We start from the raw sequence: 13,386 nt of genomic DNA, 5'->3' as shown, positions 1-13,386 counted from the left end.
CGCCTATGTCCCCGCGCTTCCTGGCCTTTAGCGTCTTCTCCGCCGGCATGACCACCCTGGCGGTGGAATTCACCGCCTCCCGCTTGCTGGGTAATGTCTTTGGCACCAGCAACCTGGTGTGGGCCAGCATTATCGGCCTGATGTTGATCTATCTGACCATCGGCTACTTCATCGGCGGGCGCTGGGCCGACCGTGCCCCGCACCTCGATCTGTTCTATCGCATCATCCTGTGGGGCGCCTTCACTTCGGGTCTGGCGGCGTTGGCCGCCCGCCCGGTGCTACGCCTGGCTGCCGACGCCTTTGACCACCTGCAACTGGGCGTGCTGGCCGGCTCCTTTGCTTCGGTGCTGATCTTGTTTATAGTGCCCATCAGCCTGCTGGGCATGGTCTCGCCCTTTGCCATCCGGCTCTCGCTGGACAACAAAGAGCAGGCCGGCCAAACGGCTGGGCGGCTGTACGCCATTTCCACCATCGGCTCGTTTGTGGGCACTTTCCTGCCGGTGCTGGTGGTCATCCCGCTGGTGGGCAGCACCTACACCTTCCTCATCTTCAGTTTCTACCTGATGGCAGTGGCGCTGGCCGGCTTGTGGCAGGCCGGCGGGGCGCGCTTGGCGGCCCGCTGGGTCTGGCTGCCGCTGCTGCTGGCCGCCTTGTCCGCCATTTGGGCGGGGGGCGCCTTCAAGAACACGCCCGGACAGGTCTACGAAGCCGAGTCGGCCTACAACTACATTCAAGTGCTAGAGTTCAACGGCACGCGCTACCTGCGCCTGAACGAAGGCCAGGGTGTGCACTCGGTCTACAATCCGGAGCAGTTGGATTTCCGCGGCACCTGGGAGCAGTTCTTGGTGGCGCCGTTCTTTAATCCAGACGCTGAACCGCACGCGGTGGGGCGCATCGCCGTGGTGGGGCTGGCGGCCGGCACCAGTGCCCTGCAGGCCAGCGAGGTCTTCGGGCCGGTGCCTATCGATGGGTTTGAGATCGACCCCAAGCTGATCGAGGTGGGGCGCCAACTGTTTGGCATGACCATGCCAAACTTGAACGCTATCGCCGCCGACGGGCGCATGGGGTTGCGCAACAGTCCCCACAGCTATGACCTGATCCAGGTGGACGCCTATCGCCCGCCCTACATTCCGCCGCACCTGACCACGGTGGAATTCTTCAGCCTGTGCCGCGAAAAGCTCAGCGAGCATGGGGTGCTGACCATCAACGTCGGCCGCACACCCAGCGACCGCCGTCTGGTGGACGCGCTGGTCGCCACGCTCAGCCAGGTCTTCGCCAGCGTGCACGTGATGGACGTGCCCAACAGCTTCAACTCCATCGTCTACGCCACGGTGCAGCCCACCAGCTTCGACGACCTGCAGGCCAATTACATCCGTCTGCACGGCGAACCCGGCGTGCACCCGCTGCTGCTGACTGTGATCGAGCGCGCCCTGGTCAATCGCCAGCAAACGCCCACTGGCGGCCTGGTGCTGACCGACGAGCGCGCCCCGGTGGAGTGGATCGTCAACAGTATGGTGCTTAACTTTTTCACTTCGGATGGGGTGGAGGACTTGCAATAATGCGTAAGCTATTCTTGGGTCTCGTTTCACTGATCGTGCCGGTCTTTTTGCTGCTCACCGGGCTGCGCTTGCTGCTGACCCCCGCCTTCGTAGAGTTGGAGTACAGCCTGCCCGGTTTCCCGGCGGACAGCTACGGCATGCCCGCCGCCGACCGCCAGCGCTATGCGCTCTCTGCCCTGGACTACCTGGTGAATGAAGAAGGCATCGAATTTCTGGGTGATCAAACCTTCCCCGATGGCGCCCCGCTGTACAACCAGCGCGAGCTGCGCCACATGCACGACGTCAAACAGCTGACCCAGGCCGTGCTCAATGTGTGGGTTGGGATCACGCTGGCTTCGGTGGCGCTCTTTTTGCTGGCGCGGCGCGGCGGCTGGAGCGCGGAACTGCGCAGCGCCATTCAGCAGGGCGGGCGGCTGACTGTGCTGCTGATCGCTGCCATCCTGATCCTGGTGGTGCTCAGTTTCGACGCCATCTTTGTCGGTTTTCACCGTATCTTTTTTGAGGGCGATACCTGGCTGTTCCAGTACACCGATACGCTGATTCGCCTGTTCCCCATGCGCTTCTGGCAGGATGTCTTCATCGCCGCCGGCCTGCTGACCGCCCTGGGCGGTTTGCTGCTGGGCTGGGTATGGCCCAGGCTGAAGGCGAGAGGGTAAAGGCGGGAACTTCGACCTCTTACTTCACAACTCGAACTTGCCATAAGCAGGCGGTGTACGCTGGAAGAGGAGGGGCGGTTGCAACCGCCCTACGCGAGGCTTGCCCTGAGGGGCCGGTCTCAGACCCGGCTAACCAACCAGCCCGAGAATGTAAGGCGCAATATTGCTGAACAAGAAGTGAATAAAAGCCAGATTGTTGAGGCTCAGCAAGGCCAGCAGACCCACCAGGGCGAGGGTCACAGGCCAGTGGTGCGCCCAGCGCTGTAATCCAAGCGCCACAAAAAAGAACAGGGCGTAATTCCAATCTACAGCGTACAAGAAGGGTTCATACCCGTAGACCATGTGGAAGATGTAATTGAACATCACACAACCCAAAAATGCCAAGGCATAGCGGTTGTTCAACGAAAGCTTTTCCTGGCGCAGGCTGAGGACAAATCCGGCCACTGAACTAAGCAATAACGCCGTCCAAAGCGGGGCAGCCACCTTTCCCAGCCCGGTCAGGCGAGCAGAGTTTGGCCCAAGCATGAAATTGAACTTGGGGAACTCGCCGCGTTCATCCTTCTCTTGCGTCAGCAGGAAAGGTTGCGGCGCCACCGCACTGAATAGGAACACATCCCGGCTGACGATGTTGGCGCGGGCTGCAAACTCTTCTGGGGTGCTGCCCAGTTGGAGATGTTCCGTCTCTCCCCCAATTTTCTCGGGGACAAAGTACAGAGCTGAATCTGGGTACATGGCGGCGTGTGCCAGGTTTAGGCCGGCGCTGATGACCAGCACAGCCAACGCGAACAGAACCGCGCGTTTAATGCGCATGTCCGCCAAAAAGAAACCAAGCATGACCTGCACCAGGTTTGAGATGGTCACCCCAAAGACGGCCACTGCGTTGAGCAGCAGCCAATGAACAGCCGCGCCGCGTTGCAGCAGCACATAGAAAAGCACCAGCAGGAAAGCCGAAGCCATATAGCTTTCCATCAGGGGCGAAAAAACCAGGTTGGCGGTAGAAATGCCAAACAGACCGGCGATCAGGAGCGCATAGGTTGGACGCTGTGTCAGGCGGGTGATCAAGATCCACGCCAAGTAGATCTGCGTGCCGCCCAGCAAGCCCAGCAGAAACTTCATAGCTTGATAGGTGTCTGTAGCAAGCAGGAAAGCCGTGAGGAACGTGATTGGGCGCAGAACAAAGAAGGCCAGCGGGTGCACGGCGCGCATCTCCATCGTATAGCCATGCGGATGGGCGGCACGCAATTGCCATTGGTGGCTGTCGGCCGCAAAGAACACATTGTTTAGGTTGAAGTCCATGCGATTGATCACATTGGCCAACACAAAGTACAAAACAAAGAACAAGGCAGCCATCAACAGCCCTTGCCAGTGGCTTTTCAGCCAGCCTTGTACATGCAGAAACACGGCCGGCCACTGTTTCTTTCCATAGACCTGGAGGAAGATCAAACTGGCCAGGCCCATCGCGCTGGCCAAGCCAAACAGGGGCAGGCTTTCTGCCGGCAAAAGCAGCCGGCTGAGGGGCAGCAATCCTTCAAAGGACAGGCCAATTTCAATCACGCGCCAGGTGAAGCGCCCAACCAAGGCCAGCGCCAACCATGTCGGCCAGTCTTCCTTCAAATTGGGAGTTCGCCAGTTTTCGAGGGCCAGGTGTAGACCTTGGGTGACAATCCAACCGAGTACGCTGATAACCAGCCAGGCTTGCAGAACCAGTTGGATGGGGTTCGGGGGCTGGGCGGCAAAGAAGGCGCTCAGGAAATAGGCGGGCAAAACCACCAGCAACCAGGCCAGGGCCGCGAGGATGAGTCCTTTATAGTTCAGTGATCCCCCCAAATTTCTAAGCTCCAAATTTCTCCAGCCGCCCGGCGTGCGCCAGGGCCAGCGGCATGATATCGGTGGCTGGGATGGTGCCCAGACCGCCCAGGCCGCAGGCGCGTTCGCCGAACTGGGTCTGCGCGTCCGGCAGCGCATTCTGCGTTGACCAGAGCAGCAGCGGCACCGGATGCCAGGAGTGTGCCCGCATCGGCACCGGGGTGGAGTGGTCGCCAGTCACCAGCAGTACGTCCGGCTTGAGTTCCAGCAAGGCCGGCAGCGCCGCATCCACGCTCTCGATCACTTTGAGCTTGCCGTCGTAGTTGCCGTCTTCGCCCATGCTGTCGGTTTTCTTGATGTGGATGAAGAAGAAGTCGTAGTCGCCCCACACGTTTTGGGCGGCGGCAAATTCGTCCGCCGGGCTTTCGCCAGAGAACTTGATCACGTCCATGCCCACCAGCTGGGAAACGCCCTTGTACATCGGATAGACCGCTACGCAGGCGCCGCGCAGGCCGTAGGCATCAGTGTACTGCGGCAGGCGCGGGTCCCCGCCGAAGCCGCGCAAGGTAATGCCGTTGGCCTTGGGCTGGTCCGCCAGCGCCTGGTGGGCGGCGGCGATCCAGGCGTTGACCAACTCGGCGGTCTTCTGCGAACCCTGGCTGCGGGCGACGGCGGGCAGCGGTGGCTGGCCGGTGACCTGCGGGTCGGTGTCCTCAATGTCGCCCTGCAAACCGACGCCGCGCAGCACCAGGGCAAAGCGGTATTCCTTCACCATCTGCACTTCGGCGGTCATGCCGGGGACTTGCACGCCCTGCAGCAACTCGATGATCGGGGCGGCTTCTTCGCTGGAAATGCGCCCGGCGCGCCGGTCGATGATGTTGCCTGCCGCGTCCAGCGTGCAGAAGTTGCCGCGCACGGCCACATCGCCGGCGCCGACCTGCATGCCAATCCCCAGCGCTTCCATCACGCCGCGGCCGACCAGGTAGGTCAGCGGGTCATAGCCGAACATGGCCAGGTGCGCCGGGCCGGAACCCGGGGTCACCCCGGGGCGCACCGGGATGGTGCGCCCCAGCGCGCCCTCGGCCGCCAGGCGGTCCAGGTGCGGGGTATGGGCGGCTTCCAGCGGCGTCAGCCCGCCAGGCTCGGTGGGGATGTCTCCCAGGCCGTCCATCACCAGCAAGACGATCTTGCTGGGCACGTCTTTGCGTAACAGGGGGATCAGGTGTTCGGCAGGCATGTGTATCCTTTGGTTAAAAGTAAAAGAGCAACGCCATATGGCGTTGCTCTTATTGTACCTAGAGCAGGCCTTGCGGGTTAGCGAATGGCCTTTTCGGTGTTGTTGTCGAACAGGTGGATATTGTCCGAGTTGAAGATGACCTGCACTTTGTCACCGTACTTGTACTCGGCGCGCGGGTCCACCCGGGCCACGTAGTTGGCGTTGCCGGACTTGATGTAGGTCACGATCTCGTTGCCCATCAGCTCGACCACTTCTACCTTGCCCTCCACCTTGGCCGGGGTAATGCCGGCCGGGGTGAACTTGGTGTGGTGAATGTCTTCGGGGCGGATGCCCAGAGTGACAGACTGGCCCACATGGCCTTCGTAGGCCTTGGTGGATTTCTTGGGCACGTCAATCTGGAAGACGCCCGCGTCCACCACCAGCTTGCCGCTGCCCTTGACCAGCTTGGCATCGAAGAAGTTCATGGCGGGCGAGCCGATGAAGCCGGCCACGAACTTGTTGGCCGGATAGTCGTACAGATTGTGCGGGGTGTCGATCTGCTGCAGCACGCCCTGGCTCATCACGGCGATGCGGGTGGCCATGGTCATGGCTTCCACCTGGTCGTGGGTCACGTAGATAAAGGTCGTCGCCAGGTCCTTGTGCAGCTTGCTCAGTTCGGCGCGGGTTTGCACGCGCAGTTTGGCGTCCAGGTTGGAGAGCGGCTCGTCCAGCAGGAAGACGTTGGGCTCGCGCACGATGGCGCGGCCCACGGCCACACGCTGGCGCTGGCCGCCGGAGAGCTGGCGCGGTTTGCGCTGCAACAGGGCTTCGATGCCCAGGATGCTGGCGGCCTTGTCTACCCGGCGCTTGATCTCCGCCTTTTCCATTTTACGGAGGCGCAGACCAAAGGCCATATTGTCGAAGACGCTCATGTGGGGATAGAGGGCGTAGGATTGGAAGACCATGGCGATATCGCGATCTTTGGGGGCCAGGTCATTCACCACTCGGTCACCGATGCGGATCTCGCCTGCGGTGATGTCTTCCAGCCCGGCCAAAAGGCGCAGGGCCGTGGTTTTGCCGCAGCCCGAGGGGCCGACCAAAACCAAAAACTCTTTGTCCTCAATATGGATATTGAGGTCGTTGACCGCCAGTACGTCGCCGTACTTCTTGGTCACGTGATCATATGTTACGCTTGCCATTGTTCTGAACCTCCAGTTCTCGAATGTATGGTAGGGCAATTATAAGACGAATGGGGTTTGTGAACAATGCGACGATTTATCCCTCAATCGCCTATATAATTCCAAGTGAAGACTTGACCTGGAATGGGAGGGCCAGAGAACAGGCATGCAGGACGAGAACAAAACGATCGCCGGGAAACGATATCAGTATAGTATTTGGCAGCGCTTGGCGGTCATCCCTGCAGTACTCATATCCATCGCCGCGGCACTGATTCTATTGCGAGCTGAAGTGGCTTGGATTGTGCTTTTGGTGCTGCCTCTTTTTGTCGTCGCCATCATCTTGCCTAGCATGATGGTCTCGTACAGTGTTACGCTGCATCCTGAAGAAATTCAAGTAGGTTACTTTAGAAAGCAACAGGTATTACGTTGGGATGCAGTCGGAGGTTTTAACTCCATCGGTGTTAGCAGCGCTACGTACACTCTGCACGATCACAACCAACGCGTCAAAGTGTTGATCGATTCTGAAGTGGCCGATTTTCCGATAGTGAATGAATACATTCGGGAACACTTGCCTCAACTCTGGAATGATTACCATGAGAAGATTTTTTCGATAGATAAAAACCTGATGGCTATTTCTTTTACGATGTTCGCAATCGCATTGGCTGGTGTTCTCTGGGGATTTTTGGATGACACCTTCACTGGGCTTCTCTTGAGTGTTTTTTTTATCTTTATCTTTTTTCAGTTTATTCTTCCTTTGTTGCGGGCGTATCGCAGTATCGCTATTCTTGGCGGCGCTTTGCATTTGCAGCCTGTGCTAGGCTCTACAAAGACAGTTTCTGTGGAGGAAATCGAGTCCATATCTTTGCAGCGTGAGCGCTTTCGTTCGCGTCTCCACAGAGGCGTTGAATATTCAGTGATGCTGACATTGGATAGCGGCCGGAAGCTCAGGATTCCCTACATGCAAGACGGGTCTGCCGTACTGGTCAATACGCTGCGCAATTGGTGGCTGGCGCAGAGCCTGCCGGGCGCCCGTCGCTGAACCCGTAACCCTAGCTGTTAGAATTTCCGCATGCTTTCCCCCAACGGACAGGACGAGCGCATCAGCCCGGTGCGCCAGCAATACCTGGAGATCAAGCGCCAGTATCCGGGAGCGATCCTGTTCTTCCGCCTGGGGGATTTCTACGAAACCTTCGATGCTGACGCCGAAGTGGTGGCGCGTGACCTGGACATCGTGCTCACCTCGCGCAACGTGGCTAAGGGGCACCGCGTGCCGATGGCCGGCATCCCACACCACGCCGCCGAAAATTATCTGGCCCGCCTGATCGAGAAAGGCCACCACGTGGCCATCTGCGAACAGGTGGGCACGGAGCCGGTGAAGGGTCTGATGCCGCGTGAAGTCGTGCGCATCGTCACCCCCGGCACGGTGGTGGAGCCGGGCCTGCTGCCCGGCGATGCCAACAACTACCTGGCCGCCCTGGTGCAGGCCGAAGGCCGCACCGGGCTGGCCTTTGCCGATGTGACTACGGGCGAGTTCAGCGTGACCGAGCTGGATGGCCCGGCGGCCCTGCGCGCCGAACTGCTGCGCCTGGCCCCGGCCGAGTTGCTGCACGCCGAAGGCGACCCGCCGCCCGATATTGACCTGCATGCCAGCCCCTGGGCGGCCTGGCACTTTGAGCCCGGCCGCTGCCGGGAGACCCTGCTGGCTCATTTCAAGGTCGCCAGCCTCAAGGCTTACGGGCTGGAGACGCGCCCGCTGGCCCTGCAGGCCGCCGGGGCGCTGCTGCAATATTTGGGCGAGACTCAGTCCGCCGCGCTGAACCTGCTCAGCAGCTTGCACGCCTACAGCCTGGACGAATTCATGACCCTGGACGGCGAAGCCCGCCGCACCCTGGAACTCACCGAAGCCCTGCGCGGCGGGCCGCGCGGCTCGCTGCTGGATGTGTTGGATGTCTGCATCACGCCCATGGGCCGCCGCCTGCTGCGCCAGTGGGTCAGCAAGCCGCTGCTGGACCTGGGGGCCATCCACCTGCGTCAAGCCGGCGTGGCGCATTTGTACGCCGAGGGCCTGCCGCGCGCCGAACTGCGCGCCGCCCTGCGCCCGTTGGGCGACCTGGAACGCCTGGCCAACCGCGTGCTGGGCGGCAGCGCCCAGCCGCGCGACCTGGCCGCCATCCGTGAAACCTTGCAAGCTCTGCCGCAGGTGATTGCTCGCAGCGCGGCGCTGGCTGCGGCCGCCCCCGGCCTGCTGGAAGGGCTGGCGCCCTGCGCTCCGGCGCTGGAGCTGCTGGACGCCGCCTTGGCCGAAGAGCCGCCCGCTGTGCTGGGCCACATGGGCGTCATCCGACCAGGCTATTCCAGTGAGCTGGATGAAGTGATGACCTCCACTCAGAAGGCGCGCGATTGGATCGCTAACCTGGAGGCCGCTGAACGGAAACGCACGGGCATCAAGAGCCTCAAGGTCGGCTACAACAAAGTGCACGGCTATTACATTGAAGTCACCAAGGCCAAGGACGACGGCAACCTGCCGGCCGAGTACATTCGCAAGCAAACCCTGGTCAACGCCGAGCGCTATATCACGCCAGAGATGAAAGAAGTGGAAGCCCAGGTGCTCAACGCCGAGGAGCGTATCCTGGCGGTGGAGACGCGCTTGTTCCGCGACTTGTGCAGCCAGCTGGCCGCCCAGGTGCCGGCGCTGCTGGCGGTGGCCCGGGCACTGGCCGCCGCCGACTGCCTGGCGGCCCTGGCCGAAGTGGCCGCCCTGAATGGCTATGCGCGGCCGGAGCTGCTGGCAGATACGACGTTGGACATCCGTGACGGCCGCCACCCGGTGGTGGAGCGTTTGCTGCCGGGCCAGGCGCGCTTCGTGCCCAACGATACGTTGTTTGAGGATGGGGAGCGCGTGCGCCTGATCACCGGGCCCAACATGAGCGGCAAATCCACTTATTTGCGCCAAGTGGCCCTGATCGTGCTGATGGCCCAGATGGGCGGCTTTGTGCCCGCGGCTGGCGCCCGCATCGGGCTGGTGGACCGCATCTTCACCCGCATCGGCGCGCAGGATGAGATCCACGCCGGCCAGTCGACCTTCATGGTCGAGATGGTCGAGACAGCCAATATCCTGCATCATGCCAGCCCGCGCAGCCTGCTGATCCTGGATGAGATCGGGCGCGGCACCAGCACTTACGACGGCTTGTCTATCGCCTGGGCCGTGATCGAGCACATCCACAACGCGCCTAAGCTCGGCGCCCGCACCCTATTTGCCACCCATTACCACGAACTGGTGCAGCTGGCCGCCGAGCTGCCCGGCGTGCGCAACTACAATGTGGCGGTCAGCGAGGAGGGCGAGCAAGTCGTCTTCCTGCACAAGATCGTGCCGGGCGCCACTGACCGTTCCTATGGCATCCACGTTGGCCAGCTGGCCGGGCTGCCCAAACCGGTGCTGCAGCGCGCCGGGCAGATCCTGGCTGAGCTGGAAGCTGGCGGCCGCCAGGCCAAGCCCGGGGGCTCGCCGCCAGCCAGCCAGCCGGAACTGTTCCCCGCCCACAGTCCGCTGCTCGATGAGCTGCGCGCCCTGGATGTGGAAGGCATGTCGCCCATGGAAGCCCTGAACAAGCTGTGGGAGTGGAAGAAGCAGTTTGGAGAGCGAAAGAGCCGATAACGGCCGCTGCTGTGCACCTACGTGTCGCTCAGAGCGACACGTAGCATCCCGAATCCCAGCTGCCTGCATGAACGAATATAGGATTTATGGGTGGTGATGGATTCTTGGCGGCGCGGCTGCGCCGCTGGCTCAGAATGACGGGTTTAGGCCCACCGGCTCCACATGCCGGTCCATTCCGGTACCCGGCTCCAAGCATTCTGGCGCACCCTGGCCGCCAGTTCCTCACCAAAGAAGAAGCCACAGATCTCTGCCGCCCGTTCCACTGAGCCGAAATCGTAATCGGTGGCGATGGCCTGCCGTTGGAAGCCCAGTTCATCCTCCAGCCAGGCGTAGTAATCGGCCAAGGCCGGGTTGGGCGGGGCAGGCTGCAGGGCGCCGGTGCCCAAGGTCTCGAAAATGACCATGACGCCGCCGGGGCGGGTGGCGCGCCGCATTTCGGCCACGGCCTGCTGCGCCTCGATCCGCCAGTCGGCGCTCCAGCCCGTGAAGTGGCCGTAAGCCCAGCCGGCGATGCTGGCGTCGGCCCAGCCGCCAGCCAGCGGCAGGCGGCGGCCGTCCGCCACCAACAGCGGCCAGCGGCGCCCAGCCGCGGCGGCCTGGGCGGCTTGTTCCACCAGCATGGCATGGTGGATGTCGCTGGCGACGATCTCGCAATCGATCTCCTGCAAGAGCAGAGGGATGCGCCCACTGCCGCTGCCCAGGTCCAGAATGCGTGCGCCGCTCAGCGGGGCAACCGCCTGCAGGGCCGGCAGCAGGTTGCCGTCGGCGTCTTCGGCCGCGATCAGCTGGTGATAGGCGGCCGCCTGATTCTTGTAGATCTGGATGAAATGATCGTTGGCCGGCAGGCTACTACGCATCCTCCACCCCGATCAAGTCGTGCAATGCGGCGATGTGTTCCGGCGTGGTGCCGCAGCAGCCGCCCAGCAGTTGGGCGCCGCCTTGCAGCCATCTTTCCCCATAACCCGCGTAGACCTGCGGGTCAACCGCGGCGGTCTCGTCCCAGTGCTGGTAGTCTTCGGTGTGGCTGGGGTTGGCGTACACCGCGATGGGCAGATTGGTGGCGTTGCGCAGCTCGGCCAGCGCCAGGTGCAGTTCAGGGGCCGCGGTGCAGTTGATGCCCAGAAAGTCGGGCGTGAAGGATTGCAGCGCGGCGACTGCCTCGGCCAGTGACTCGCCAGAGAACATGCGCCCGTCCGTCTTGCAAATGAAGCTGACCCCGTAAGGCAGCCCGGTAGCGCGTGCCGCTTCGGCGGCGGCCGAGGCCTCGCGGATCGTACTGATGGTTTCCACCAGCAGCAGGTCGGCGCCGGTCGCGGCCAGGTGCGCGGCCATTTCGCCGTGTTCTTCCAGGTAGGTTTCGCGCGGCAGGGCGTTGGCCACGTAGCTGTCCTCCAGCGGGGCCAGGGAGCCGGCCACCCAGGCCACGCGCCCGCTGGCGCGGATGGCTTGCTGGGCGATCGCCACCGCCAGGGCGGTCAGTTCGGCGGCCCGCTCGCCCATGCCCATGCTGGCCAGGTTGCGGCGGTGGGTGCGGAAGGTGTTGGTGATCAGCACCTCAGCCCCGGCGTCCAAATAATCGCGGTGGACTTGTTCCACCAGATCAGGTTTCTCGATCAGGGCCATCGCTGACCAGATCGGTGTATCCGTGTTGATGCCGCGGTGTTCCAGTTCAGTGCCCATGGCCCCATCCAGCAGGATGGGCCGTGGATCGATAAGTCGTTCTCGAAAGGTTCTCATGCCGCATTTTACCGTTTGCCTGACTGCTTTATAATTTCGCTTTCCATGCTTAAGTCTCTATTAACTCGCGAGAACCTCTACGCCGTCCTATTGTGTTTGGCCGTGATGGCGTTGCTGGTCATGACGGCCGACGCCAGCCCGTTATGGATCTACCAGGGTTTTTAGCATGACCCTGACCCAGATCCTGATCTTTGCCGGCTTAGGCCTGCTGGCGAGCCGTCTGTACCGCTGGCTGGACCGCGCCTGGCTGCTGTTTGCCGCCAGCGTCCTGGCGGCTTTCTGGCTGCAGCCTGCCTCCTTCGTGCGCAATCTGCCCTACCTGCTGCCCCTGGCCAGCCTGGGCCTGGCAGTGCTGGTCTGGGCGCTGACCCTGCCGCGGCGCTGGAACCGCCAAGACGCCTGGGCGGCTGCCGGCTTGGCGGCCCTGGCCCTGCTGGTCAGCGCCTCCCGCGTTGTCGAGCCGCTCAGCGCTCTCAGCCCGGCCCGCCCGCCGGGGTTGGAACTGGCGGGCGGCGGCCTGGCCCTCCTGGCCGTTGCTGCTGTGCTGGCGTACCGCCTGGGCCGCGGCCAGGCCGCCTGGCTGCACGGCGGCGTGCTGCTCTTGATCGGCCTGCTGGTGGTGCTCAAGTCGCCGCCGCTGGTGCAGGCGGCCAGCGCCTGGCTGCGCGGCCTGGGCGGCCAGGACCCGGCGCTGGCCAGCACGCTGGACCTGGGCTGGCTGGGTTTCTCCTACATCGCCTTCCGGCTGATCCATGTGCTGCGTGACCGGCTGGCCGGCCGCCTGGGGGAAGTGGGGCTGCGCGACTTCATCACCTACATCGTCTTTTTCCCGGCACTCACCGCTGGCCCGATTGAGCGCGTTGAGCGCTTTGTGCCCCAGCTGGAGCCTGGTTTTGTCTTGGACAGTGCCGGGCTGCTGGCGGCCGGCCAGCGCTTGCTCAGCGGCCTGGTGATGAAGTTCGTCCTGGCTGACGGGCTGGCCTTCTTTGCACTCAATCCAGTCAACGCCTGGCAGGTCAGTCAGCCGCTGTGGATGTGGTTGCTGTTGTTGGCTTATGCCCTGCGTATCTTCTTCGACTTCGCGGGTTACACCAGCATCGCTATCGGACTGGGCCAGCTGTTTGGCGTGACCTTGCCGGAGAACTTCACCCAGCCTTATCGCAAACCCAACCTGACCCAATTCTGGAACAGTTGGCACATTACCCTGGCGCAGTGGTTCCGGGCCTATTTCTTCAATCCCTTCACGCGCTGGCTGCGCGGCCGCGGCGCGCCGGTCTGGCTGGTGGTGCTGCTGGGCCAGCTGAGCACCATGGGCCTGATCGGCCTGTGGCACGGCATCACCTGGAACTTCCTGGCCTGGGGCCTGTGGCACGGTCTGGGCTTGTTCGCCCACAACCAGTGGGCGCAATTCGCCAAAGCGCGGCCACTGCCGTTTGAGCCGCGCTTGGCCAGCGGCCTGGGTTGGCTGGCCACCCTGGTCTTCGTTGCGCTGGGTTGGGTGTGGTTTGCCCTGCCGCAGCCGGCAGATGCGGCGCATGTCTTTGGCGTGTTGGCCGGGGTGGGGGTGGGCCGATGAGAT

General features: G+C 62.6%; 10 protein-coding genes. 5 read left to right on the top strand and 5 right to left on the bottom strand.

What is annotated here, in order from left to right:
- Positions 1-5: 5 nt before the first annotated feature.
- Together KF885_00105 and KF885_00100 are read left to right on the top strand one after the other, a co-directional pair.
- Positions 6-1,559, top strand: a complete 1,554-nt coding sequence (locus KF885_00105) for a fused MFS/spermidine synthase (GenBank protein MBX3047557.1) — start codon at positions 6-8, stop codon at positions 1,557-1,559.
- Complete coding sequence (locus KF885_00100; GenBank protein ID MBX3047556.1) at positions 1,559-2,215, top strand: TIGR01906 family membrane protein; 657 nt, start codon at positions 1,559-1,561, stop codon at positions 2,213-2,215. The genes KF885_00105 and KF885_00100 overlap by 1 nt, the downstream gene beginning before the upstream one ends.
- A gap of 129 nt (positions 2,216-2,344) precedes the next feature.
- Here KF885_00100 and KF885_00095 read toward each other — a convergent pair whose 3' ends face one another.
- The 3 genes from KF885_00095 to ugpC form a co-directional block, all read right to left on the bottom strand.
- Complete coding sequence (locus KF885_00095) at positions 2,345-4,042, bottom strand: hypothetical protein (protein ID MBX3047555.1); 1,698 nt, start codon at positions 4,040-4,042, stop codon at positions 2,345-2,347.
- Between the two features lie 4 nt (positions 4,043-4,046).
- The gene (locus KF885_00090) at positions 4,047-5,258 is read right to left on the bottom strand and encodes a 2,3-bisphosphoglycerate-independent phosphoglycerate mutase (GenBank protein MBX3047554.1); all 1,212 of its coding nucleotides are present in this window, start codon (positions 5,256-5,258) and stop codon (positions 4,047-4,049) included.
- A 77-nt stretch (positions 5,259-5,335) separates the two neighbouring features.
- Positions 5,336-6,436 (bottom strand): sn-glycerol-3-phosphate ABC transporter ATP-binding protein UgpC, encoded by a 1,101-nt coding sequence (ugpC, locus tag KF885_00085; protein MBX3047553.1) that lies wholly within the window; start codon positions 6,434-6,436, stop codon positions 5,336-5,338.
- 145 nt (positions 6,437-6,581) lie between these two features.
- Here ugpC and KF885_00080 point away from each other — a divergent pair, with 145 nt between their 5' ends.
- Positions 6,582-7,454 (top strand): hypothetical protein, encoded by an 873-nt coding sequence (locus KF885_00080; protein ID MBX3047552.1) that lies wholly within the window; start codon positions 6,582-6,584, stop codon positions 7,452-7,454.
- Positions 7,455-7,484: 30 nt separating this feature from the next.
- Entirely contained in the window at positions 7,485-10,070 is a 2,586-nt protein-coding gene (mutS, locus tag KF885_00075; GenBank protein ID MBX3047551.1) for a DNA mismatch repair protein MutS, read from the top strand.
- 143 nt (positions 10,071-10,213) lie between these two features.
- Here the strand turns inward: mutS and KF885_00070 are convergent, their stop codons facing one another.
- On the bottom strand, positions 10,214-10,927 hold the full coding sequence (locus tag KF885_00070; GenBank protein MBX3047550.1) for a class I SAM-dependent methyltransferase: 714 nt from the start codon (positions 10,925-10,927) through the stop codon (positions 10,214-10,216).
- Positions 10,920-11,807 (bottom strand): homocysteine S-methyltransferase family protein, encoded by an 888-nt coding sequence (locus KF885_00065; GenBank protein MBX3047549.1) that lies wholly within the window; start codon positions 11,805-11,807, stop codon positions 10,920-10,922. Before KF885_00065 ends, KF885_00070 begins: the two co-directional genes overlap by 8 nt.
- A gap of 166 nt (positions 11,808-11,973) precedes the next feature.
- On the opposite strand from KF885_00065, the gene KF885_00060 reads away from it, so the two are divergent.
- On the top strand, positions 11,974-13,383 hold the full coding sequence (locus KF885_00060) for an MBOAT family protein (GenBank protein MBX3047548.1): 1,410 nt from the start codon (positions 11,974-11,976) through the stop codon (positions 13,381-13,383).
- Positions 13,384-13,386: the final 3 nt, after the last annotated feature.

This window comes from Anaerolineales bacterium (assembly GCA_019637805.1).
GTDB lineage: Bacteria > Chloroflexota > Anaerolineae > Anaerolineales > UBA11579 > JAMCZK01.
The sequence above is the reverse complement of the archived record's forward strand: the minus strand, read 5'-3'. Positions and strand labels throughout refer to the sequence as shown.